Source organism: Saccharopolyspora sp. NPDC050642 (assembly GCF_040654735.1).
Classification (GTDB): Bacteria; Actinomycetota; Actinomycetes; order Mycobacteriales; family Pseudonocardiaceae; genus Saccharopolyspora; species Saccharopolyspora elongata.
In genome coordinates, this window is the sequence record NZ_JBFAIN010000001.1 from 586,211 (window position 1) to 607,649 (window position 21,439).

At 71.1% G+C, this 21,439-nt stretch carries 25 protein-coding genes; 12 read left to right on the top strand and 13 right to left on the bottom strand.

Annotated elements, in window-relative coordinates:
- Positions 1–155 precede the first annotated feature (155 nt).
- The 3 genes from AB0H93_RS02745 (at position 156) to AB0H93_RS02755 (ending at position 3,326) form a co-directional block, all read left to right on the top strand.
- Positions 156–1,073 (top strand): diiron oxygenase, encoded by a 918-nt coding sequence (locus tag AB0H93_RS02745; protein ID WP_358566313.1) that lies wholly within the window; start codon positions 156–158, stop codon positions 1,071–1,073.
- 4 nt (positions 1,074–1,077) lie between these two features.
- On the top strand, positions 1,078–2,544 hold the full coding sequence (locus AB0H93_RS02750; RefSeq protein ID WP_358566316.1) for an FAD-dependent oxidoreductase: 1,467 nt from the start codon (positions 1,078–1,080) through the stop codon (positions 2,542–2,544).
- Positions 2,545–2,660: 116 nt separating this feature from the next.
- Positions 2,661–3,326, top strand: coding sequence for a class I SAM-dependent methyltransferase (locus AB0H93_RS02755; RefSeq protein WP_358566319.1), 666 nt, complete (start codon positions 2,661–2,663; stop codon positions 3,324–3,326).
- A gap of 13 nt (positions 3,327–3,339) precedes the next feature.
- Here AB0H93_RS02755 and AB0H93_RS02760 read toward each other — a convergent pair whose 3' ends face one another.
- On the bottom strand, positions 3,340–4,095 hold the full coding sequence (locus tag AB0H93_RS02760; RefSeq protein ID WP_358566322.1) for a LysR family transcriptional regulator substrate-binding protein: 756 nt from the start codon (positions 4,093–4,095) through the stop codon (positions 3,340–3,342).
- Positions 4,096–4,155: 60 nt separating this feature from the next.
- Between AB0H93_RS02760 and AB0H93_RS02765 the strand changes: the two genes are divergently transcribed.
- The gene (locus AB0H93_RS02765) at positions 4,156–4,548 is read left to right on the top strand and encodes a DUF5997 family protein (RefSeq protein ID WP_358566325.1); all 393 of its coding nucleotides are present in this window, start codon (positions 4,156–4,158) and stop codon (positions 4,546–4,548) included.
- Between the two features lie 48 nt (positions 4,549–4,596).
- Here the strand turns inward: AB0H93_RS02765 and AB0H93_RS02770 are convergent, their stop codons facing one another.
- Positions 4,597–5,118: a DinB family protein gene (locus AB0H93_RS02770; RefSeq protein WP_358566328.1), complete on the bottom strand. Its 522-nt coding sequence runs from the start codon at positions 5,116–5,118 to the stop codon at positions 4,597–4,599.
- 201 nt (positions 5,119–5,319) lie between these two features.
- On the opposite strand from AB0H93_RS02770, the gene AB0H93_RS02775 reads away from it, so the two are divergent.
- A complete protein-coding gene (locus tag AB0H93_RS02775) occupies positions 5,320–5,790 on the top strand; it encodes an Lrp/AsnC family transcriptional regulator (RefSeq protein WP_358566331.1) in 471 nt (156 codons plus the stop codon).
- 56 nt (positions 5,791–5,846) lie between these two features.
- Here AB0H93_RS02775 and AB0H93_RS02780 read toward each other — a convergent pair whose 3' ends face one another.
- From AB0H93_RS02780 to AB0H93_RS02790, 3 genes are all read right to left on the bottom strand, one after another.
- Entirely contained in the window at positions 5,847–6,344 is a 498-nt protein-coding gene (locus AB0H93_RS02780) for a nucleoside deaminase (protein ID WP_358566334.1), read from the bottom strand.
- Between the two features lie 38 nt (positions 6,345–6,382).
- Entirely contained in the window at positions 6,383–6,853 is a 471-nt protein-coding gene (cynS, locus tag AB0H93_RS02785) for a cyanase (protein WP_358566337.1), read from the bottom strand.
- 140 nt (positions 6,854–6,993) lie between these two features.
- Positions 6,994–7,590 carry a carbonic anhydrase gene (locus AB0H93_RS02790; RefSeq protein WP_358566340.1) on the bottom strand — a complete coding sequence of 199 codons (597 nt, stop codon included), beginning with the start codon at positions 7,588–7,590 and terminating at the stop codon, positions 6,994–6,996.
- Positions 7,591–7,707: 117 nt separating this feature from the next.
- Here AB0H93_RS02790 and cynR point away from each other — a divergent pair, with 117 nt between their 5' ends.
- Positions 7,708–8,595, top strand: coding sequence for a transcriptional regulator CynR (cynR, locus tag AB0H93_RS02795; RefSeq protein ID WP_358566343.1), 888 nt, complete (start codon positions 7,708–7,710; stop codon positions 8,593–8,595).
- A gap of 28 nt (positions 8,596–8,623) precedes the next feature.
- Here cynR and AB0H93_RS02800 read toward each other — a convergent pair whose 3' ends face one another.
- Positions 8,624–8,824, bottom strand: coding sequence for a hypothetical protein (locus AB0H93_RS02800; protein WP_358566346.1), 201 nt, complete (start codon positions 8,822–8,824; stop codon positions 8,624–8,626).
- On the opposite strand from AB0H93_RS02800, the gene AB0H93_RS02805 reads away from it, so the two are divergent.
- Positions 8,807–8,986 carry a hypothetical protein gene (locus AB0H93_RS02805; protein ID WP_358566349.1) on the top strand — a complete coding sequence of 60 codons (180 nt, stop codon included), beginning with the start codon at positions 8,807–8,809 and terminating at the stop codon, positions 8,984–8,986. The genes AB0H93_RS02800 and AB0H93_RS02805 overlap by 18 nt on opposite strands.
- A gap of 22 nt (positions 8,987–9,008) precedes the next feature.
- Here the strand turns inward: AB0H93_RS02805 and AB0H93_RS02810 are convergent, their stop codons facing one another.
- Entirely contained in the window at positions 9,009–9,176 is a 168-nt protein-coding gene (locus AB0H93_RS02810) for a hypothetical protein (RefSeq protein ID WP_358566352.1), read from the bottom strand.
- 32 nt (positions 9,177–9,208) lie between these two features.
- Positions 9,209–9,448, bottom strand: coding sequence for a hypothetical protein (locus AB0H93_RS02815; protein WP_358566355.1), 240 nt, complete (start codon positions 9,446–9,448; stop codon positions 9,209–9,211).
- 211 nt (positions 9,449–9,659) lie between these two features.
- On the opposite strand from AB0H93_RS02815, the gene AB0H93_RS02820 reads away from it, so the two are divergent.
- Positions 9,660–10,163, top strand: coding sequence for an ester cyclase (locus tag AB0H93_RS02820; protein WP_358566358.1), 504 nt, complete (start codon positions 9,660–9,662; stop codon positions 10,161–10,163).
- Positions 10,164–10,202: 39 nt separating this feature from the next.
- On the opposite strand, the gene AB0H93_RS02825 is transcribed toward AB0H93_RS02820, so the two are convergent.
- Together AB0H93_RS02825 and AB0H93_RS02830 are read right to left on the bottom strand one after the other, a co-directional pair.
- Positions 10,203–10,463, bottom strand: coding sequence for a hypothetical protein (locus tag AB0H93_RS02825; RefSeq protein ID WP_358566361.1), 261 nt, complete (start codon positions 10,461–10,463; stop codon positions 10,203–10,205).
- 69 nt (positions 10,464–10,532) lie between these two features.
- Complete coding sequence (locus AB0H93_RS02830) at positions 10,533–12,827, bottom strand: LuxR C-terminal-related transcriptional regulator (RefSeq protein ID WP_358566364.1); 2,295 nt, start codon at positions 12,825–12,827, stop codon at positions 10,533–10,535.
- A gap of 420 nt (positions 12,828–13,247) precedes the next feature.
- Here AB0H93_RS02830 and AB0H93_RS02835 point away from each other — a divergent pair, with 420 nt between their 5' ends.
- The 3 genes from AB0H93_RS02835 to AB0H93_RS02845 all read left to right on the top strand — a co-directional run bounded on the left by AB0H93_RS02835 (position 13,248) and on the right by AB0H93_RS02845 (position 16,030).
- Positions 13,248–14,018, top strand: coding sequence for a TrmH family RNA methyltransferase (locus AB0H93_RS02835; protein WP_358566367.1), 771 nt, complete (start codon positions 13,248–13,250; stop codon positions 14,016–14,018).
- 76 nt (positions 14,019–14,094) lie between these two features.
- Positions 14,095–14,982: a helix-turn-helix domain-containing protein gene (locus tag AB0H93_RS02840; RefSeq protein WP_358566370.1), complete on the top strand. Its 888-nt coding sequence runs from the start codon at positions 14,095–14,097 to the stop codon at positions 14,980–14,982.
- A gap of 157 nt (positions 14,983–15,139) precedes the next feature.
- Positions 15,140–16,030 (top strand): alpha/beta hydrolase, encoded by an 891-nt coding sequence (locus AB0H93_RS02845; RefSeq protein WP_358566373.1) that lies wholly within the window; start codon positions 15,140–15,142, stop codon positions 16,028–16,030.
- Between the two features lie 146 nt (positions 16,031–16,176).
- Here AB0H93_RS02845 and AB0H93_RS02850 read toward each other — a convergent pair whose 3' ends face one another.
- Entirely contained in the window at positions 16,177–17,007 is an 831-nt protein-coding gene (locus AB0H93_RS02850; RefSeq protein ID WP_358566376.1) for an NAD(P)H-binding protein, read from the bottom strand.
- An 88-nt stretch (positions 17,008–17,095) separates the two neighbouring features.
- Between AB0H93_RS02850 and AB0H93_RS02855 the strand changes: the two genes are divergently transcribed.
- Entirely contained in the window at positions 17,096–17,509 is a 414-nt protein-coding gene (locus AB0H93_RS02855; RefSeq protein ID WP_358566379.1) for a helix-turn-helix domain-containing protein, read from the top strand.
- 187 nt (positions 17,510–17,696) lie between these two features.
- On the opposite strand, the gene AB0H93_RS02860 is transcribed toward AB0H93_RS02855, so the two are convergent.
- Positions 17,697–18,353, bottom strand: coding sequence for a maleylpyruvate isomerase N-terminal domain-containing protein (locus AB0H93_RS02860; RefSeq protein WP_358566382.1), 657 nt, complete (start codon positions 18,351–18,353; stop codon positions 17,697–17,699).
- Positions 18,354–18,598: 245 nt separating this feature from the next.
- On the bottom strand, positions 18,599–21,373 hold the full coding sequence (locus tag AB0H93_RS02865; RefSeq protein ID WP_358566385.1) for a hypothetical protein: 2,775 nt from the start codon (positions 21,371–21,373) through the stop codon (positions 18,599–18,601).
- Positions 21,374–21,439 lie beyond the last annotated feature (66 nt).

Below are 21,439 nucleotides of genomic sequence, written 5' to 3' on the forward strand. Positions count from 1 at the left end.
GCCGCGACCGGGGCCCGGGACGGGCATCGGCGCCGAATCATTGCAATAGTCATTGACACAGTCGTCGATGTCATCGATCCTGATACCTGTTACTCGCGGTATCAGGTATCGCCGGGTAACGCGAGACACCGCCGTCACCGTCGCAGGGAGCGCCCATGACCGGCAGCATCGCCCGGGACCACGGAACGCCGCCGCAGTCCGACCGCGCCGATTTCGCGGACCGGCTGCTGCGCTCCTCGGAGATCCTCTCCTACGACCCGGTCCAGAAGGTGGACTGGGAGACGCCGCTGGACACGAGCTACCACGGCACGAGCCCCGAGTGGAGCACGCTCTACGGCACCTCCTACTGGCAGGAGATGACGCCGGAGCAGCAGCGCGAGCTGACGCGCCAGGAGGCCGCGTCGGTGGCGAGCACCGGCATCTGGTTCGAGATGATCCTGCAGCAGATGGTGCTGCGGGACTTCTACGCGAAGGACCCGACCGATCCCGCCTTCCAGTGGGCGCTGACCGAGATCGCCGACGAGTGCCGGCACTCGATCATGTTCGCGCGCGGCGCCGCGAAGCTGCGCGCCCCGGCGTACCGGCCGACCCGGTTGGTGGTGGAGCTCGGCCGCGTGTTCAAGACCGTCGCCTTCGGCGAGGCCGCCTACGCGGCGATCCTGGTCGCCGAGGAGGTCCTGGACGTCATGCAGCGGGACTGGATGCGCGACGAGCGGGTCGTGCCGTTCGTCCGGACGGTGAACAACATCCACGTCGTCGAGGAGTCGCGGCACATGAAGTTCGCCCGCGAGGAGACCAAGACCCGGCTGGAGGGCGCGGGCCGGCTGCGGCGGCAGATCACCGCGGTCGTGGTCGCCGGCGCGTCCTACTTCATCGTCACCAGCATGTGGAACCGCAAGGTGTACGAGAACGCCGGGCTCGACCCGAAGCGGGCCATCCGCGAGGCGAAGGCGAACGAGCACCACAAGTCGATGCTGCGCTCCAGCTGCGCCGGCCTGATGGAGTTCCTCAGCTCCGCCGGCCTGCTCACCAAGGCGTCGCAGTGGTTCTACAAGCGCGCGAACCTGATCTGAGCCCATGGCGTACGCGATCACCCAGACCTGCTGCAACGACGCGACCTGCGTGAAGGTCTGCCCGGTCAACTGCATCCACCCGACGCCGGACGAGCCGGACTTCGGCACCACCGAGATGCTCTACATCGACCCCGCCTCCTGCATCGACTGCGGCGCCTGCGCCGATGCCTGCCCGGTCGAGGCGATCTTCCCGGTGGAGCACCTGACCGCGCCGCTGCAGGCGTACGCCGAGGTCAACGCCGCCTACTACGCGGGCGCGGGGCCCACAGCGGAGACTGCCGATCCGGCACCGAACTTCCACCGCTGGGGGCCGCCGGTGTTCGGCCGCGCCATCCCCAGCGACTTCGCGCCGCTGGACGTCGCGGTCGTGGGCACCGGCCCCGCGGGCATGTACGCGGTGGAGGACCTGCTCCTGCGCACCAACTCCCGGGTCACGCTGATCGACCGGCTGCCCGTCGCGGGCGGGCTCGTGCGCTACGGCGTCGCGCCCGACCACCCGTCGACGAAGAAGATCGGCGAGACCTTCAGCCGCTTCCACACCCACCCGCGGCTGCGGCTGCGGCTGGGCGTCGAGGTCGGCAGGGACGTCACCGCCGACGAGCTCGCCGCCCGGCACGACGCGGTGATCTACGCCGTCGGCGCCTCCTCGGCGCGCCGGCTCGGCATTCCCGGCGAGGACCTGCCCGGCAGCGTCGCCGCCACCACCCTCGCGGGCTGGTACAACGGGCACCCGGACGTCCCGGCCGACGCGATCGACCTCTCCGCGGAGCGGGTGGTCGTGGTGGGCAACGGCAACGTCGCGCTCGACGTGGCCAGGATCCTGACCGCGGATCCGGCGGCCTTGGAAGGCACCACCATCTCCCCCGCCGCGCTGGCGCAGCTCCGGTCGAGCAAGGTCCGCGAGGTCGTGCTCCTCGGCCGCCGCGGCCCCGAATCCGCCGCGTACACGACGTCGGAGCTGCTCGCGCTCACCCAGCTCGACGACGTCGAACTCGTCGTGGACGGCCACGACGCGCAGATCGAGGCGGCCGTCGAGACGGCACCCGCCGGCGGCAAGGCGAGCCTGCTCCGGGGCCTCGCGCGCGAGGCCGTCGACTGGTCCGCGCCGCCCCGGCACGGGCGCCGCATCGTGCTCCGCTTCCACTCCGCGCCGGTGGAGATCAGCGGCGACACGCAGGTGCGCGCGCTCCGCGTCACCGGTCGCGGCGGCGATGTGGAAGTCACAGCCGGTCAGGTGGTGCGGGCGATCGGTTACCGGGGCGCGGAACTGCCCGGCCTGCCCTTCGACGAGAGCACTGGCACCATCCCGCACGCGGACGGCCGGGTGGACGGACGGCCGGGGACCTACGTCGTGGGCTGGATCAAGCGCGGCCCCACCGGCGGCATCGGCGCCAACCGGACGTGCGCCCGGGAAACGGTCGACGCGCTGCTCGACGACGCCATCGCCGGCCGCCTCCCGGCATCGCGCTGAGGCGGCCTCGTCGGACCCGCGGCAGGGGTTCTGCCCCGCCCCGCCGCGGGTCCGGCGAACTCCCGGGGCTCGTAGAATCCGGGGGGGCAACGGTAGTCGCAGAAGGCGAAGCGGAGATGTCCTCGAATCTGGGATCGTCCCAGCAGCAGCACTGGCAAGCGGTCTACCAGGACCACCCCCACATGTACGGGGACGCGCCTTCGGAACCCGCGCGCTACGCCGCCGAGCTGTTCCGCACCCGCGGCGCTCGTTCAGTGCTCGAACTCGGTGCCGGTCACGGACGCGACGCCAGGCACTTCGCCCGCGCCGGTTTCACCGTGCACGCCACCGACTTCAGCCCCGTCGGCCTGCAGCAGCTGGCCCAGGACGCCGAGCGGGACGGGCTCGCCGAGCGGATCACCACCGCCGTCCACGATGCGCGCGAGCCGCTGCCGCTGACCGACGGCAGCGTCGACGCCGTGTTCGCGCACATGTTGCTGTGCATGGCTTTGTCCACAGCGGACATTCGCGCGCTCGTCGGCGAGATCGGGCGGGTCCTGCGGCCCGGCGGCACGCTCGTCTACACCGTCCGCCACACCGGCGACGCGCACTGGGGCGCCGGAATCTCGCACGGCGACGACATCTACGAGCACGGCGGTTTCGCGGTGCACTTCTTCGGCCGGGCCCTCGTGGACGACCTCGCCGCCGGCTGGCGCCTCGACGAGGTCCACGCGTTCGAAGAGGGCGAACTGCCCCGCCGGCTGTGGCGCGTCACCCAGACCCACCCGTCGAGTCCTCAGTAGACAGAACAGGCTCTTACGAGCGGCGGCGGGGTTTCCCGCGCTTGCCGCCCTTGGGAACGCCGGAACGCGGCTGCCGGTTGCCACCGGCCGGCTTGCGGGCGGCGGCCCTCTTGCCGTCACCCTCGGGACGCTTGCTCTTCGCCTGCGCCGGAGCCGGTGGGCGTCCGCGCGTGCTGTTGATGGTCCGCCCGCGGACGATCCCGATGAACTGCTCCATCAGGTCCGTGGTCTCGTCCTCCAGCCACGACAGCGCGACGCGCGACTGCGGCACGTCGACGATCGGCCGGTAGGTGAGGTCCCGGCGGTGGTGCAGCCGGGCGAGCGACTGCGGGACGACGAGCAGGCCCACGCCGGCGGCCACCAGCTGGATGGCGTCCGCGGTCGTGGCCGGGCGCTCGATCGCCGGGCGGCCGGGCGGCCGCTCCCAGTCGAGGGTGTCGTCGAGCGGGTGCAGCACGAGTTCGTCGGCGAGGTCGTCGACGGACACCTCCTCGGCCGTGGTCACGACGTGGTCCTTCGGGACCACGACCACCGTCGTCTCGGTGTAGAGCGGGATCGCGTGCAGGCCCTCCCGGTCCGTCGGCAACCGGAGGAGGACCGCGTCGGCGTCACCGGCCCGCACCAGGCCGGCGGCTTCGGCGGCGGTCACCTGCACGAGGTGCAGCGGGACCTCGGGCGATCGCTCGTGCCAGGTCCGCGCCCACTTGCCGGGCGTCACCCCCGGTACGTATGCGAGCGTGAACGAGGGTTCTCCGTCCGAGCCTGTCACGTGGCCAGGCTACCGGGCGTCGTCGCAGGTAGTGCGCACCCGGTCGATACCCTTGAGGACATGACGTCGCAGAAGACCCCCCAGACGATGAAGCCCGCGACCGCGGCGAAGAAGCTGAACGTGTACCTCCAGGCCACCCCCGCGGAGTTCCAGGAGGGTGTCGTCTCGCGCGACGAGTTGAACGCCCTGCAGACCAGCCCGCCGGAGTGGCTGCGCGAGCTGCGCCGCAACGGCCCCCACCCGCGGCAGGTCGTCGCGGCGAAGCTGGGCGTCTCCATCGGCGGCCTCGCGCGCGGCGGGGTCACCGAGGCGCTCACCACGGAGCAGATCGAGGAGTTGAAGTCGGACAACCCCGAGTGGCTCCAGCAGGAGCGCGCCACCCAGGCGGATGTCCGCAAGGAGACGGCGCGCATCAAGGAGAAGGCGGCCGAACGCCGCCAACGGCGTCCCTGACGCCGACGACCGGCGCCGCCGGCGGGGTCGGGCGGCGCCTCCGCGGTCTCACCAGCCGCGGGCACCGTCCCACTGCTCGCGCAGGAGGTCCGCGTGGCCCGCGTGGCGGGCGGTGTCCAGGGCGACGTGGCAGAGCGCCCAGCGGAGCGTGTAGTCATCGGCCGTCTGGGCGCCGGTGCTGTCCAGTTCCAGATCGTCGATGATGCGGTCGCTGTCCCGGCACGCTTCGCGGTAACGGGCCAGCAGATCGGGCAGGGACTCGTCGGCGGAGGCGATCCAGTCGCCGTCGGGGTTCTGCGGGCCGAACGGCATCGGCACGTCCCGGCCGCCGAGGACGACCTGGAACCAGTGCTGTTCCACGGTGGTCAGGTGCTTGACGATGCCCGCCAGCGAGGTGTTCGAACGCGTCGGGTTGTACCGGGCGCCGTCCTCGGAGAGCCCGGCCACCTTGCCCAGGATGGTGTTGCGGCCGAACTCCAGCCAGGCCTGGAGCATTTCCTTCTCCCCGAGCCCGTGCTTCGGGATCCGACGCTGCGGAGCGTCTGCGCAAACCGGAACGTGCTGCGCCATGTGCGTCTCATTTCTGCTTACCGGCAACGGGAAAGCCGAGCGCGGGCCGGCGGAGGACGAACGGCGCGGATCGCGATCGCCTCCCGGGGTCCGTCGCACCAGACCGCACTCGACCGACATTTTCGAATGTCAGTGACGCTCGCAGCTTATGATCACAAGCTAGAGTCTGTCCACGGCATTGGAATCAAAGGAAGCCAAGGGGTGACGGTGGCGGAAGAACCGGACGCGGTCGACCACGCGCTGCTGGCCGAACTCCAGGAGGACGGCCGCATGACGCACGCCGAGCTGGGGCGCCGGGTGGGGCTGAGCGCGCCCGCGGTGGCCGAGCGGCTGCGCCGGCTGGAGCGGCTCGGCGTGATCACCGGCTATGCCGTCCGGCTGAACCCCGCGAAGCTGGGCTTCCACGTCGTCGCGTTCATCCGGCTGGCCGCGTTCGGCGCCGAACCCGCCGAGGGCTCGATCGACCGGCTGACGGAGATCCCGGAAGTCCTCGAGTCGCATCACGTCGTCGGCGACGACTGCTGGATCTTCAAGGTGGCGGTGCCGGATGTCGGCCGCCTGGAGGAGATCCTCGGGTCGATGACCGCGCTGGGCCGGACGACCACCTCGATCGTCCTGTCCTCCCCGGTGACCGGGAACAAGCTCCCGATCTCCGGCGAACCCGCCGGCTGACCGGGCAGGACACCGGCTCGGCCGGCCCGGGAGCCGGGCCGGCCGAGCCGACGCGATCACGCGGTCGGGGCTCCGGCGACGCGGCGCTCCCCGCCGTTGCGCGCCTGCCACTCCCGGTAGACGTCGACGGCGGCGTCGCGGGGGTCGTAGGTCATCGGCAGGCGGCGCTCGTCCCAGTCCCTGGCGAACTCGCCGTAGAAGGTGGCGAGCTCGAAGTACTTCCGGTCGTCCACGTAGTGCGGCTCGTAGTCGTCACGGGTGGTGAGGAAGACCACCTCGTCGGGGCTGCAGTAGTACAGCGAGCCCAGGCACATCGGGCACGGGTGCGCCAGGACGTAGATGGTGGCGCCGGTGAGGTGCTCGGTGCCGAGCTTCGTGCAGGCCTCGCGGATGGCGAGGATCTCGGCGTGGGCGGTGGGGTCGCCGGTCTGGGCCACCTTGTTGGGGCTTTCCGCGACGATCTGGCCGTCCTTGACGATCACCGTCGCGAACGGGCGGCCGCCCTCGGCGACGTTCTGCCGGGCGAGGTCGATGGTGCGTTGTGCGAAGTCCACGGGATTCCTTCCTCCGGTCGCGCTGGTTCGGGTCCGCCTCAGAAGGGCTTGGTCGGCAGGTACTTGCCGTCGAGGGTGATCACGGCGCGCTCGCCGCCCTCGGGGTCGGCGACCTTCTTGACGTCCAGCCGGAAGTTGATGGCGCTGATGATGCCGTCGCCGAACTGCTCGTGGACCAGGGCCTTCAGGGTGGTGCCGTAGACCTGGAGCATCTCGTAGAAGCGGTAGATGGTCGGGTCGGTCGGGACACCGCCGTCGATGGAGCCGCGGGTCGGGATGGTCTGCAGCAGCATCGCGGCGTCGTCGTCGAGGCCCAGCAGTTCGGTGACGGCCTTGGCCGCCGCCTCCGGCAGGGCGTGCTGGCCGAGGACGGCGGCGGTGACGAAGGCCGTCGACAGGCCGGCGGCATCGGCGATCTGCTGCCAGGTCAGGTTCTTGCGGGTCTTGGCCTCCACGGCGGCCGCGGCCACGGACTGGCGGGCGGTGGGGTCGAACTGGGCGTGCGGCATGGGACTTGCTTCCTTTCGGGTGGCCGCCGCGCGCTGCGGCGGGGTTTGAGCGGGATCCGCCCGCGGTGCCGGGGCGGTTGCGTCCTGCCTCACGCGCGTTCTGGAGTGCCCTGGCGCTCCAGAACGCGCACGAGCCGGGGTCAGGCGACCTGGGTTCGGAGGTCGCCGGCGTCGAGCTCGTCGACGGTGCCGGTCGGGATGTCGAAGATCCAGCCGTGCATTCGCACGGTGCCCTTCGCGAGGGCCCGCGCCACCGACGGATGCGTGGCGAGGTTCGCCAGTTGCGCGGCGACGTTGTCGCGGACCAGCGCGCCCACGGCATCGCGATCGCCGGGTGCGGTGCGGCCGGGGGCTGAGTCCGCGTGGCGCAACCAGTCGGCGATGGCGGGCATGCCGGTCAGGTCGTGGCCCTCGGCGATGGCGGTCATCGCGCCGCAGGCGGAGTGACCGCACACGACTATGTCCGCCACGCCCAGGACCGCGACGGCGTACTCGATGCTTGCGGTGACGCCGTCCGCGCCCGGGGCGTAGGCGGGCACCAGGTTGCCCGCGGTCCTGATGACGAACAGCTCGCCCGGCTCCTGCTGGGTGATCAGCTCGGGGACGACTCGCGCGTCCGAGCAGCCGATGAACAGCGTGCTCGGCCGGTGGACGGCGCCGAGGCGGGCGAACAGGTTCGCCTTGGCCGGGAAGATCTCTTCCTGGAAGCGGTGGATTCCCTCGGCGAGGTGGTGCATGCCCACTCTCCTTCCGGACTACTGCGGGGACCGACCACACAACCGTGCACCAGCTGGGGCGATAGTGTCCAAGTCGCACTTCGCATGATCACGATTGTTCTCGTCTATAGTCGTGGTATGCCCCTTGAGCTGCGCCATCTGCGCTACCTGCTCGCGGTCGCCGAGCACGCGAACTTCACCCGCGCCGCCGAGGACCTGCACATCTCCCAGCCGACGCTGTCCCAGCAGATCAAGCAGCTGGAGAAGTCGCTGGGCGTGCAACTGCTGGACCGCACCGGCCGCACCGTGCGGCTGACCGACGCGGGCGCGACCTACGCCGACCACGCCCGGCGGGCCCTGCGCGACCTGGCCGCGGGGCGGCGCGCGGTGCTGGACGTCCAGGACCTCACCCGCGGCCACCTGCGCCTGGCGATGACGCCGACCTTCACGGCCTACCTGATCGGGCCGCTCGCCGGCGACTTCCACGACCGGCACCCGGGAATCCGCCTGGACGTCCGGGAGATGACCCAGGACCGGATCGAATCCGCCCTGCTCGCCGACGAACTCGACCTCGGCATCGCCTTCGAAGGCGCGCACCTGCCGGGCATCGAGAGCACCGCGCTGTTCGCCGAATCCCTCAGCCTCGTCGTGGGCCCCGGCCATCCGCACGCCGGGCGAACCCGGCCGCTACCGGTCGCCGAAGCGGCGCAGCAGCAGCTGGCCCTGCTCAGCCAGGACTTCGCCACCAGAGGCCACATCGACGCCTACTTCGCGCGGCACCGGGCGCAGGTGCCGATCGCCGTCGAGACCAACACGATCACCGCGCTGACCGAGATCATCCAGCGCACCGCGCTGGCCACCGTGCTGCCGGACGCCATCACGCGGGAACACCCCCGCCTGCACCCGATCCCGCTCGATCCCGGGCTCCCGAGCCGCACCGTCAGCATCCTGCGCCGCGAGAACGCCTACCTCAGCGCGGCGGCCCGGGCGCTGATCCAGCTGACGCACCGCTGGGCTCAGGCGTAGCCCGGACCGGCGCCCGCCAAGAAATCGTCTACTTAGGACTTACGACGCGACGCAGGCGGTTTTCCCCTGGATTCAGGGACTTCCGGCCGCCAATGGCCCACCGGAGCAGCGCGTGCGCGCTCTCGCGGCCGGCCTCCACGTCGGTGGCCGCGGCCAGCCGGGCCATCGCCCGCTCCAGCACGGCGCGGTGCAGGTCGGTCTTGGACTCGAAGTGCCGGTACGGGATCACCCGGCTGATCCCGGCCTCGGCGCACCGCTGGCCCGGATCGAGCTGCGGAGCGTCGCTGCTCCCCGGCTCCCGGCCCTGCGGCCGACCGTGCCCGTCGAGGAGTTGCGGCTCAGCGCCGACTCGTTCACCAGCACGCTGGTGGGGTTGCCGGTGACCTGGTGACGGGACCACCAGGCCACTGCGTTCAGCCCTGCCGGGCTCGCCGGGCGGATTCCGCCGCCACGGCGCGCATCTCGTCGCGGTGTCGCTGAGCGAGGTTCCAGCGCCGGGATTCGAGGGCGATGTTCATGTGGTGCTCGGCGCGGCGGGCCCGGTCGTCGAGCTCCGCCTCGGTGCACTTGTGCAAAATCATCTGGCTGCCCGGGAAATCGTCGTCTTCGCCGTTCACGCGGCGACCGGCTGCTGCGCGGATTCGATGTCGACGGCGGCCTGCACCGCGTCGAGGTGCGTGCGGTAGACGGTGCGGGCGTGTTCCGGACCCGGGTTGGCCCGGGTGCCTTCCTGATCGCAGATCCAGGTGCCCATGAACAGGTTTCGGTAGACGTGGGGCCGCTGGTGGGAGGGGGAACTCGGACCGAGCGTGCGGACTGCCGGGTGTTCGGTGGTGGATCGGGGGGTGTGCATGGTGTTCTTTCCTGAGGGGTATCTGTTCGGTACGGAACCCAGCTTGGCCCGCGAGGCCCCCGGGGGAACACGGGAGTTCTACGTAGTGACTACCTAAATCCGGGACCTTCGCCTCTGTACGGGTCGCCGCTTCCCGGTCGGCGGGCGCGCACCGCGGAAGCGAAAGGGCTCCGGATTCCGAACGGGTAGGCTCGAACGCGGAAGTCCTGCCATGGCTGAGCAATCGGGGGCCGACATGGCGACCAGCGACGGACAACGGATCGAACTGCAGCGCCGCACGATCGCCGAGCATATCGACGCGGAGAACGCCCACGACTGGTCGCGGGTGTACGGCACCTTCATCCAGGACGAGCACGCCTACTACGACGTCGTCCCGCTGAGCACGCGGTACGCGGGGTTCGAGGGCGTCCAGGACTTCTACCAGATCCTGGAGACCGCCGTTCCGGACTTCCGCATCACCGTGAACGCCGAGTACGACATGCCCGGATCGTCCGTGCGCGAGGTGACGGTCAGCGGCACGCACCAGGGCGAGTACTGCGGCGTCCCGCCGACCGGCCAACGGGTCTCGTTCGAGCTGGCGGCGTTCTACCTGTTCCGGTCGGACGACGCCGCGAAGCTGCTCGCGGAGCGGATCTACTTCGACAACGAGACCGTGCTGCGCCAGATGCGCGGCGAGGAGAACGCGCCGATCGGCATCGGCCTGACCCCGGCCTGATCCGCATCGGACCGGTGGGCTTCGGCCGCAGTGGTGAAGTCATATTCTGGCGACGTGATCGACTCGTACGCGGCCTCTGATGATGCCGGGGTTGCAACGGCCGCCGCAGGTGCCGGCGCGCGCAACGGCGCGGCAGCGGTCGCCGATCCCTTCGGCGGCGAGGTCTTCGTCACCGATGGCGAGACCGCCTGGGTGCGGCACGAGGGGGTCGATGCGCCGCTGGCGCCCACGCCGACCAGCCGGCTGGTGGACGTCAACCTGGATCCGCCGCACCACCACCTGCTCGAAGGCGGCGATCACTGGACGTGGCGGCTGTCGTCATCCGGGGATGACCTCTCGCGAAACCGGCCCCGTCCCGGGCGGTGCCCGCTAGGTGGCCCCTTCGGTCTTGCGCTGTGCCGCGACCCACGCCGCGATCTGGGTGCGCGAGCCGAAGTCGAGCTTGGTCAGGATGTGCTCGACGTGCGCCTCCGCGGTGCGCTGGCTGATCACCAGGTTCGCCGCGATCTCCTTGTTGGACATGCCACGGGCGACGGCCTCGGCGACCTGGAGTTCGCGCCGGGTCAGCGGCCCGCCCTGCCGGTCCCCGGCCGGCGGGGCCTCGCTCTGCGCCGGAACCGACCGGGCCTGGCCCCGAACCATCATCGGGAGGCTCTGCGCCAGCGGTAGCTTCCCGGTTTCCGCAGCGAGCTTGTCGAAGACGCCATCCCCCAACTCCGCGCGCGCTTCGGCTTCGGCCCGGCTCCGGTAGTCGATCAGCTGCGGGGAACCCAGCAGCGGGATCCCGACCAGCGGCCAGATCCGCCCGAGGACGCCGAACAGCCTGGCGGCCTGGTCGTGTTCGCCCAGCGACACGTGCGACCACGCCAAGACCTCCACCGCCACCCCGAGGCCGAACAGGTCGTTGAAGCGGCATTTGATGCCGATGCCCTCGCGAAGATCCGCGATCGCGGCCTTCGCGTCGCCCCGTATCCAGCGCGCGAGGCCGCGCACCACGAGCGACCACGAGCGGGTCCACAGCTCGCCGGCCTGCGCCGTGATCTGCAGGCACTCCTCGGCGTGCTCGATCGCGTTCTCATCATCGCCCTGCAGGCACGCCACCAGGCCCGCCTGGACCAGCGACATGACCATCGGGCTGGTGATCTCCTCGCGCGTGCGGTGCCGCGACCACGCCTGCATGCACAGGTCGTGGGCCTGCTCCAGCTCGCCTTCGGCCAACGCGGCGACGCCCCGCAGGTGCATGCCGAAGGACGCCAGGCTGGGATCGTCGAGCTCCTGGGCGATCGCGATGCACCGTTCGGCCGTGGACCGGCCCCAGGCCACATCGCCCTGGTGCGAAGCCAGCCAGCTGCAGACCCACAGATCGGTCGCCCGGGCCGCGGTCGGCCGCGCATCCAGCGCCAGCAGGCGGTCGAGCCACTGCCGCCCCTCGGCGATGAGCCCGCAGGCCGTCCAGTAGAACCACAGATCCCCGGCCAGGCGGAGCCCGGCCTGCACGTGCTCGGGCTTCGACGCGCAGAACTCCATGGCCGCCCGCAGGTTGTCGTGCTCGGTGGTGATGCGGGCGCGCCATTCGAGCTGGCGCGGGCCGAACCACTCGCGGGCGGCGCGTTCGGCCAGGCCGAGGTACCAGTCCCGGTGCCGCAGGCGGAGCCGGGCCCGCTCCTCCTCGTCCTGCAGGCTCTGGCCGTACTCGCGGACGGTCGACAGCAGCTGGTAGCGGGTGCCGGCGGGAAGATCGCCGGTCGGGTTCGCGGTGCGGATCAGGATCGACTTGTCGATCAGCGACGCGATCAGGTCCAGCACGCGGTCCGGGGTGAGGCCGTCGCCGCTGCAGACGTGCTCCGCGGCCGCCAGGTCCATGCCGCCGGCGAAGACCGACAACCGCGCCCACAGCATGCGTTCCTCGGCCGAGCACAGCTCGTAGCTCCAGTCCATGGTCGCCTGCAGCGTCTGGTGCCGCGGCAGGGACGTGCGGTTCCCACTGGAGAGCAGCCGGAAGCGGTCGCCGATCCGCAACAGCAGTTCGTCCAGCGACAGGAACCGGGTGCGGGCCGCCGCCAGTTCGATCGCCAGCGGGATCCCGTCGAGCGCCCGGCACAACTCGACGATGGTGCTCTCCCGGCCCGCGGGGCACCGGAAGCCAGCGGCCGAAGCCCGGTCGATGAACAACCGCACCGAATTGGACGTGCCCGAGCCCCCGTCGACCTCCGCCGGTCCGGGCACCGGCAGCGTCGGCACGACGAGGACGTGTTCGCCGTAGACGTCGAGCGGCTGCCGGCTCGTGGCCAGGATCCGCAGCCCGGGTGCGGCGTCGAGCAGCACGGCGCTGGCCTTGACGCACCCGTCCAGCACCTGCTCGCAGTTGTCCAGCACGATCAGGACGTCCTTGTCCCGGACGTACTCGGCGAGCACGGTGTCCACGCCCCGGGACGACCAGTCCTGGATGCCGAGCGTCTGGGCGATGGTGTGCACCACCAGGTCGTCGTCGCGCACCTCGGCCAGCTCGACCAGCCACACGCCGTCCCGGTAGGCGCGGCCCAGCTGCGCGGCGACCCGCAGTACCAGCCGGGTCTTCCCGACCCCACCGACGCCGGTCAGCGTCACCAACCGGGAGCGGGACAGGAGTTCTCGCACATCGGCGCACTCCTGCCGACGGCCCACGAAACTCGTTCGCTCGGCGGGGAGATTTCCCACCAGCCTGCGCGACGTTCGACTGGCCATTTCGGCCCCACAACGAAGTAGCGGCACCGGGCGCGCAGCGCCCGCCTTCTTCACCGCCAGCCTACGGCGGGTGCGGCCCAGAATGCGAACTGTGCACCTGGGCCCCGCGCCGCAAGGTCGCGCGGAACCGTGCGGACAGGGTCGCGGGCGGCAGGCCGGAGCCGTCGGTCCGGCGTTCTCGGGCGTCGGTCGACATTGGACCGCCGAGCGCTCGCGGTCGCCGCTGCCTGTTAGCCTTCTCCGGTGTCTGACGCAGGACGTAACCGGGGACGAAGGGGCCAGGACCAGCGCGGGGGTGGCCGTTCCCGAGGACTCCGGGTCAGCACCCGGAACGCGCTTTTCCAGCAGTGGCAAGCATTGTTGTCGAACCGCACGAAGCGGCAGCGCTCCGGCGAGTTCCTGATCCACGGCGTCCGGCCGATCACGCTGGCGGTCGAGCAGGGCTGGCCGCTGCGCAACCTCCTGTACCCGTCGGGCCGGAAGCTTTCCACCTGGGCGCGGCGGCTGATCGACGAATGCGACGCGACCGCCGTGGAGGTGCACCCGGATCTGCTCTGGGAACTCGGCGAACGCGAGTCCGAGGCGCCGGAGCTGATCGCCGTCGCCGCCCTGCCCGCCGACGACCTCGACCGGCTGCCGGTCGGGCAGGACTTCCTGGGCCTGGTCTTCGACCGGCCCACCAGTCCCGGGAACATCGGCACCCTGGCCCGCTCCGCGGACGCCTTCGGCGCCGGTGGCCTGATCGTCAGCGGGCACGCCGCGGACGTCTACGACCCGAAGTCGGTGCGCGCCAGCACGGGCTCGCTCTTCTCGGTCCCCGCGGTCCGGGTGCCGTCGCCGCAGGACGTGCTCGACTGGGTCGACGGGCACCGGCGGCGCGGCGTGCCGATCGTTGTCGTGGGCACCGACGAGCGTGGCACCGCCGAGATCACCGACTTCGACTTCACCCGGCCCGTGCTGCTGGTGATCGGCAACGAGACCTCCGGGATGAGCGCGACCTGGCGCGACCTGTGCGACGAGATCGTCCGGGTTCCGATCGGAGGCGCCGCGAGCTCGCTCAACGCGGCCTCGGCGGGGACCGTGGTGCTGTACGAGGCCGCTCGGCAACGCGGCTTCCCCGCGGCGGGCTGATCGACCGGGCCCGCCGCGCAGCCAGGGACGGATCTGTCCCCCTCACATGTCCGCCGCTCGATGCGAGACTGGTCGGATGAGCGACAACGCGCGCCGCAACGAACTCGGCGAGTTCCTCAAGGCCCGTCGATCGGAGCTCAGCCCCCGCACGGTCGGGCTGCCCGACACCGGCGGTTCCCGGCGCGTGAAGGGCTTGCGCCGCGAGGAGGTCGCGCTGCTCGCCGCCATCAGCACCGACTACTACACCCGCCTGGAGCAGGGCCGGATGCAGGCCTCCGCCCCGGTGCTGGACACCATCGCCCGGGTGCTGCACCTCGACGACGACGAGCGCGAGTACATGTTCGAGCTCGCCGGCAAGGACACCTCCCGGCCGCGGCGGCGCAACGCGCAGAAGGTCCAGCCGCAGCTGCGGCGGCTGCTCGACGACCTCATCACCATCCCGGCCCTGGTCTTCGGCCGCCGCATGGACATCCTCGCGTGGAACGCGATGGCCGCCGCCCTCATCACCGATTTCGCGAAGATCCCGGAGAAGGAGCGCAACTACGCGCGGCTGGTCTTCACCGACCCGGCGGCCCGGGAGCTCTACCCCGACTGGGAAGGCGTCGCCCACACCGCCGTGGCCCAGCTGCGGATGGAGGCCGCCCGGGACCCGAAGGACCCGCGCATGGCCAAGCTGGTGGGCGAGCTGTCGATGCTGGACGAGGACTTCCGCCGGTGGTGGGGCGCGCACCGCGTCGCGACCAGGACGATGGGCACCAAGGTGCTCCGCCACCCCACCGTCGGCGAGCTCACCCTCGACTGGGACACCCTCAGCTGCAACTCCGATCCCGAGCAGCAGCTCGTCACCTGGACAGCGGAGCCCGGCACCCCGTCGCACGACGCGTTGCGCATCCTCGCCTCCTGGACGACCGGCGATCGACGGCACGCGCCCGGCACCAACAGCCGCCCGGGCAACCCCGGTTAGCACCCGCGCCAGGCTGGGAGGGACAAAACCCTCCCAGGATGAAACCGTCCCTTCTCGCGCGCACCGGCCCGCAGCACAGTGGAGTCATGGCGCTGGATCGCCGTCACGGCGCAGCCGCCCAGAACATCCGCACCAGCCATCAGGGGTAACCAGTTCCATGAAGACCGATGTGCGTTTCCCGAGCAACGGCATGATGCTCGCCGGACACCTCCACACCCCCGACACCCCGTCCGCGGCGCCGTCGCCGGCCATCGTGGTCGGCCACCCGGCGACCGGCGTCAAGGAGCAGACAGCCGCCATCTACGCGCAGCGCCTGGCCGAGCAGGGCTTCGTCGCGCTGACCTTCGACGCCGCCTACCAGGGCGAGAGCGAAGGCGAACCACGCGGCCTGGAGGACCCCTTCCAGCGTGCCGACGACTTCCGCAACGCCGTGTCATACCTGACCACCCGCGACGACGTCGACGCCGAGCGCATCGGCGTGCTGGGCATCTGCGCGTCGGGCGGCTACGTGCCCTTCGCCGCGCAGACCGACCACCGGATGAAGGCCGTGGCCACAGTCAGCGGAGTGGACCTGCCGGGCTTCTTCCGCGCCGGCGACCCGGCCGCGTTCGAGGCGCTGGTGGCTCAGGCGGGCCAGGCGCGCAGCGAGGAGGCCGCAGGCAAGCCGGTGCGCATGGTGCCGGTGCTGCCCGACTCGATCGACGAGTCCACGCCGAAGGCCGTGGCGGAGTTCTTCGACTACTACAAGACTCCGCGCGCCCAGCACCCGCGCTCGATCGGCGCGTACGCGCTGCGCAGCGTCGACAAGCTCGCCCAGTACGATTCCTACGCCGAGGTCGACAAGATCGCCCCGCGGCCGCTGCTGATGATCGCCGGTAGCGAGGCCGAGACCCTGCCCTTCAGCCAGGGCGCGGTAGCGAAGGCCGGTGACACCGCCGAGCTGTTCGAGATCGAGGGCGCGACGCACGTCGACCTCTACGACAGGGACGAATACGTCACCCCCGCCGCGGTCAAGCTGACCGAGTTCTTCAACCAGCACCTGGCCTGAGGCGCATCGCGACAACCCGGAGACCGCGGCATCGATGCCGCGGCCTCCGCGCCATCCGTCCACAGAAGACGGTTCATGGCGGGGACCGTTCATCCGAACGGAAAATCGTTGCTGCCCTACCGGGAGAACCGTCGTCGCCGCGCGTGTTACCTGCCGCCATCCGGCTGTCCCGGCCTCGTGGCGGAAGCGACTGCGACAGCCGTCGCCAGCGGGTCGCCAACCGGGCGGCCGAGGATGTCGGCGAGGTCGGGACCGGCGCCGTCCAGGAAACCGTGCCGGATGCCGGTCGCGATCGAGGCGAGCATGGGCGGCTGGAACGGCAGAAGCCCCGGCATCTCGTCGAGGACCCTACGCCGGAACTCTCCCAGGCTGATGGTGCGGTGCGGGACTCCGAGCCGGTCGGCCACCTGCTCCGCCGTGATCGGCGGGCCGACCAGATCGTAGGTGCGCCCGCTGTGTTGCGCCGGGTCCGCCGCGATGAGCGCCGCGGCCTCGGCGAGGTCCACACGAGTGACCGCGGCCAGGGCACCGTCGCCGAACGCGGACTCCAGCCCGTCATCGGCCCACAGCAGGAGGCCGCCGAAGAGCTCGGCGTAGAGGCCGTTGCGCAAGATCGTCCACGGCAGGCCGCAAGCGCGCACGAGCCGTTCGGTCGCGCGGTGGGCCAGTGCGAAACCGAGGTGGTCGCCGGCGCCGGTCAGGCTCGTGTAGATGACGTGCTGGACGCCGTCCCGGACTGCGGCGTCCAGGACGGCCGCGTGCCGCCCGATGACCTGGTCGTCCTCGGCATAGCCGGCGGAGATCAGCACCAGGACCGACACACCTGCGAGGTCCATGCCGGTGGGGTCGTCGAAGTCGAGCCGCCGCATCCCGTCGCCCGGGGTGCGGCTGCCGCCCGTCGCGATCGCGCCGCGGGCGCGCAGCGCCGCGAGAGTGGCCGAGCCGAGGTTCCCGTTCGCTCCGGTCACCAAGAGCATGTCAGTCATGGTCTTCCCGTCGTGGTTCTCTTCGGTAACTACGCTCGATCCTGATCAGCCCGAGTACCTGCCACAAGGAGGCAGTTCGATGTCACCCACGCACACCGCGGTAACCGCCCACCTGGATCCCTGCGGGCGCGCGGATCACCCGGACTGCGGGATCCGCGATGTCCTGGACCGCATCGGGGACAAGTGGTCGGTGCTCGTGATCGTCGAGCTCGCCGGCGGGCCGCGCCGCTTCCGCGAGGTGCAACGCGCGATCGACGGCATCTCCCAGCGCATGCTCACGCTCACCGTGCGCAGGCTGGAACGCGACGGACTCATCTTGCGCACCGTGTACCCGACCGTCCCGGCCCAGGTCGACTACCGCCTGACCGAGACCGGGACCAGCCTGACCCACCTGGTCAAAGCGCTCGCCGACTGGTCCCTCACCCATCGCGCCGTCATCGCGGAGGCACGGCAGCAGTACGACCAGACCCATCCGGACCACGACATCCGGTAACGGGGAGCCCCAGGAGCGCGTTACCGCCGAGCTGTTCGAGATCGAGAGCGCGACGCACGTCGACCTCTACGACAGGGACGAATACCTCACCCCCGCCGTGGCCAAGCTGGCCGGGAGGCCGCGGCATCGATGCCGCGGCCTCCGCGCGCTTTGAACCATCCGTCCAGTGTGGACGAAGCATCTCGGCCTACGTCCGAGGTGTCCCGTCCCAACGCCAGGTGGAAAGACGAGGGTGCCCGGGCAATTCGGCGCGCCCGGTGGCCCACAGCAGGGTCGGCCAGGGGTCCGTGGTCTTCGGGGCGTTGGGGAACAGCCGGGCGAGCACCCGCGAGCACAGATCGGCAGGCGGGGACCAGGCAAGCCCGAGGCCCTCGGCCAGATCGTGGGTGTGCACCAAGGTTTCCACGATCCCCATCGCGGCGAAACCCTCGGCGTCCGAGATGCCGTAGACGTGGTAGGCGCGGGTCTGCGGCGACGTGGTGCGCACCATGGCGACCAGCAGTGCGCCGCTCGCCTCAAGCACCTGCAACAGCCCGGCAGGCCCCGCAGCCCGATTCGCATGGACGGCGTTCGCGGGGCCGCCGGGCCGCCGGCTCTCCCAGACGAAGGGCACCTCGCCTTCCAAAGGCGGCGTCCTGGGGCCCAGTTGGACCGCGTACGCGAAGAGGTCGTCGCTGAGGTGCTCAACGGTCTCCCAACAGTCCCACTCCAGGGAACCCGCCTTGCCCTCCCACGCCGCTTGGGGCGCGTTGCGAAGACTCGCCACGGCAAGTCGCACGGCGAGGTCGAGGTCGTCAGCGGTGACAGGGGACGGGAAGCGGCCGGTCTCGGCTGATCGGGACATGGCAGGACCGTACCGAGAGCGGAAGGGGCCACGCCAAGGGTTTTGCCGGTCACAGCACTGGGACGTCATCTCTCACGGCCGCGACCGTCGACCGACGTCCGAATTCACGAACAGCCGACGTCACTTTCAACCTGGCTCGGCGACGTCCCAGCCGTCTTCGGTGGGATAGCCCTTGACGATCTCGCAGCCCACGTCCATTGTGGACCCGGTGCGGTGGCCCGTGAACCCGGGCCACCGCACCGGTCTCACGGCCTGGTGAGCAGTTCCGCCAGCGCTGCCGCCGTTTCCGGGTAGCGGCCGACCAGCTCGGCGCCCGCCCCACCGGGATCGACCGGCTGCCACGTCCCGTCGCAGCCCAGCAGGTCCGCTACCGCGTCGCAGGTAGCGGGATGCGCGGCGAGCAGCGCCACCCCGTTCCCACGCAGCGCTCTCCGTTGCTGCACCGCTTCCGGCGTCGGCTGGGCCAGCCACTGCGGCACCCATTCGTCCAGCTCCGCGAGGCGGCCAGGGAAGATCCGCCCGGCCTCGCGAATGAGCATCGGCGCCAGCTCCGCGCCGCCGGAGCGCAGGGTGCTGATCAGCTTGGGCAACCACGGCAGCAGCACCGGGTCCGGCAGCCGCCGGAACGCGTTCGACACCGCTTCCACGACGAAGTCGGTCAGCCCCGGCACCGGTTCCAGCGCGTGCACGAATCCGCTTAGGTAGCGCGGGTAAACGGGCACCACCATGGGGTTGGCGAGCAACTCGTCGCACCTCGCCCGCAGCTCCGCCCGGGAGAGCTGCCCGAGCTGCACCTGAGCCGCCCACAGCAGGGCCAGCTTCGCCGGCTCCTGCGGATGCGACTGCGCGAACGCCAGCTCCAGCTGCGCCCGGTCACAGCCCAGCGACAGCGCCAGGCCCTCCATGCTGAACAGGAAGCCCAGCATGGCGGCGACCTGGTCGACGGTCGCGTCCTCGTCGGTGAACGCCGTCGGCAGCAGGGTGCAGTAGTGCGCGTAGCCGGTCTTGACGAACGATTCGATCCACGGCGGCAGCACCGGCTCGCTGGTCCGGTAGTACGCCAGCAGTCGGCGCACCCGGCGCAGGACTTCCGGCGCTCCATCGACGCTGCGCTCGGTCGCCAGGACTTCCAGGGCACGCGTGCCCAGCTCGTTGGCGAGGCGCCGGCTGCGCAGGTAGAGCGTCGCGTCCTCGACTGCTTCCAGGACGGTGGCCGTGGTCGCACGCGGACCGTACGCCGCGCTGCGCAGGCGCTGCTCCAGCACCTGCTCGATGCTGACGCCCTCGTAGCCGAGTTCGATCAGCGCCCGCTGGTGGGTGCCGAGCGCCACGTCCCACGACTCCTGGATCGGCCGCTCGCCGAGCTGCCGCTCGCCCATGATCGGCCGCGCGGCGCCGTGCGGCAGCAGGTAGCGCAGCATCCACAGCACGTCGGAGCACTGCGCCAGCTCCGGCCGGGAAGCGATGTCCAGCAATGCTCTTTGCACGCCGCGCTGTTGGAGCTTGAGCTCCAGCGGCGCGAGCCGGTCGTGCACGTCGCGCGCCAGCGGCGGCAGCGCGTCGTAGCCGACCTGACCGATCCGGTCGCCGCCCATCATGATCTCGACGAGGCGGCGCACGTCGCGCCTGCCCGGCACGGTGTCCTTCTCGATGCAGGTGATCGCCGCGTCCTGGAAGTCGTACGGCGTGGGCTTGGCCCGGTCGCGCATCCCGGCCAGCAGGATCGACGTCTCGAACACGGCGATCGCGTCCGCGGTGGACGCGAGGTAGCCGTTGCGGCGCGCGGCGCGCACGATGTCCACCGACCAGCCCAGCAGCTCGGCCTCGTCCAGCCGGTCGAGGACGGGCGGCCGCTGGAGGAAGCCGGAGAGCTTGTCCGAAGGCCCGGTCGGCGCGGGATCGACCGGCGGCGTGGTCTTCCCCGGCTTCTTCTTCGCACCCGCCTGCCCCGCGAGGCGGAACGGCTGCACCTTGGTGCGCTTGAGGTTCTTCGCCCACTCCGTCGCGGCGATCGACACCGAACCGGCGGCCAGGCCGAACTGCGCCTCGATCGCCGCGTTGCTCGACGGGATCAGGCCGTGCTGCCACTTGCTGGCGCTGGGCGGGCTGATCTCGAAGGTGTCGGTGCCGTGCACGCCGAACTCCGCGACGCGGCTGGCCGCGTGGAACGCGCCGCAGACGTACAGGCAGTCCGCCGGATCGCCGCCGGTCGCGGCCAGGTGCTCGCGCATCCTGGTCCACATGTAGCGCTCGCGGTCCTCGTCCACGCGCACCCGCCGCGGATCCCCGGGCGCGAGGCGGCGGAACAGGCTGCCGATCAGGAGCATGACCTGCCGGTAGGCGTCGTGATCGCTGTCGCCGAGCGGCAGTTCGACGTACTGGTGCCACCACTCCGACCAGTGCCGCACCCGGCCGTGGCGCAGCAGGTGCTCCTCCAGCTCCGCGAAGCGCGGCCGCAGGTCGCCGATCTCCACGCCGATCGCGTCGCCGTGCAGCGCGGCCTCCTCCTCCGCCTGCGGCGCGTCCGGGTCGGCGGGCTCCTCCCACTGGAAGACGTGGTCGGAGGACCGGTCGACGAGGACCAGTTCGACGCCCGGTGTTTCCAGCGCGTAGGCGATCGCCTGGTACTCGGCCGACGCCTCGGTGATCGGGGCGACCACCGACAGCGGCGACCATTCCACCGGGAAGCCCTCGACCTCGGTCGCGAACGCCTGCACCGCGACCGGGAGCCGGCAGTTGCGCAGTTCGGTCAGCAGCGGCGCCATGTCCTCACACAGCTCCAGGTAGACCACCTTCGGCTGCTTCTCCCGCAGCCGCCGGGCCATCGCGATGGCCGAAGCCGGCGAGTGGTGGCAGACCGGGAAGATCTCCAGCGGTTCGCGCTGCGCGCGGTCGACGTCGTCGACGATGCCGAGCAGGATGCCCTCCAGCGCATCGGGCCCGTCGGCGAACGCCGCAGCGGCTTCCCGCAGCTGCGTGCGGAGCGCGTCGAAGCCGTTCTCGTGCCCGCCGCCGCTCATCGAATCTCCAATCGGTGGAAGCTTTTCCCTTTGGGGGAGGGAGGGAGCCGATCTCGTGTGTTGTTC

Coding starts and splice junctions, on each gene's coding strand:
- AB0H93_RS02745 (WP_358566313.1), top strand. CDS start 156: ATGACCGGCAGCATCGCCCGGGACCACGGAACGCCGCCGCAGTCCGAC.
- AB0H93_RS02815 (WP_358566355.1), bottom strand. CDS start 9,448: ATGCACACCCCCCGATCCACCACCGAACACCCGGCAGTCCGCACGCTC.
- cynS (WP_358566337.1), bottom strand. CDS start 6,853: ATGCCGCACGCCCAGTTCGACCCCACCGCCCGCCAGTCCGTGGCCGCG.
- AB0H93_RS02855 (WP_358566379.1), top strand. CDS start 17,096: ATGTCACCCACGCACACCGCGGTAACCGCCCACCTGGATCCCTGCGGG.
- AB0H93_RS02860 (WP_358566382.1), bottom strand. CDS start 18,353: ATGTCCCGATCAGCCGAGACCGGCCGCTTCCCGTCCCCTGTCACCGCT.
- cynR (WP_358566343.1), top strand. CDS start 7,708: ATGCCCCTTGAGCTGCGCCATCTGCGCTACCTGCTCGCGGTCGCCGAG.
- AB0H93_RS02810 (WP_358566352.1), bottom strand. CDS start 9,176: ATGATTTTGCACAAGTGCACCGAGGCGGAGCTCGACGACCGGGCCCGC.
- AB0H93_RS02790 (WP_358566340.1), bottom strand. CDS start 7,590: ATGCACCACCTCGCCGAGGGAATCCACCGCTTCCAGGAAGAGATCTTC.
- AB0H93_RS02850 (WP_358566376.1), bottom strand. CDS start 17,007: ATGCTCTTGGTGACCGGAGCGAACGGGAACCTCGGCTCGGCCACTCTC.
- AB0H93_RS02755 (WP_358566319.1), top strand. CDS start 2,661: ATGTCCTCGAATCTGGGATCGTCCCAGCAGCAGCACTGGCAAGCGGTC.
- AB0H93_RS02820 (WP_358566358.1), top strand. CDS start 9,660: ATGGCTGAGCAATCGGGGGCCGACATGGCGACCAGCGACGGACAACGG.
- AB0H93_RS02845 (WP_358566373.1), top strand. CDS start 15,140: ATGAAGACCGATGTGCGTTTCCCGAGCAACGGCATGATGCTCGCCGGA.
- AB0H93_RS02865 (WP_358566385.1), bottom strand. CDS start 21,373: ATGAGCGGCGGCGGGCACGAGAACGGCTTCGACGCGCTCCGCACGCAG.
- AB0H93_RS02770 (WP_358566328.1), bottom strand. CDS start 5,118: ATGGCGCAGCACGTTCCGGTTTGCGCAGACGCTCCGCAGCGTCGGATC.
- AB0H93_RS02750 (WP_358566316.1), top strand. CDS start 1,078: ATGGCGTACGCGATCACCCAGACCTGCTGCAACGACGCGACCTGCGTG.
- AB0H93_RS02765 (WP_358566325.1), top strand. CDS start 4,156: ATGACGTCGCAGAAGACCCCCCAGACGATGAAGCCCGCGACCGCGGCG.
- AB0H93_RS02840 (WP_358566370.1), top strand. CDS start 14,095: ATGAGCGACAACGCGCGCCGCAACGAACTCGGCGAGTTCCTCAAGGCC.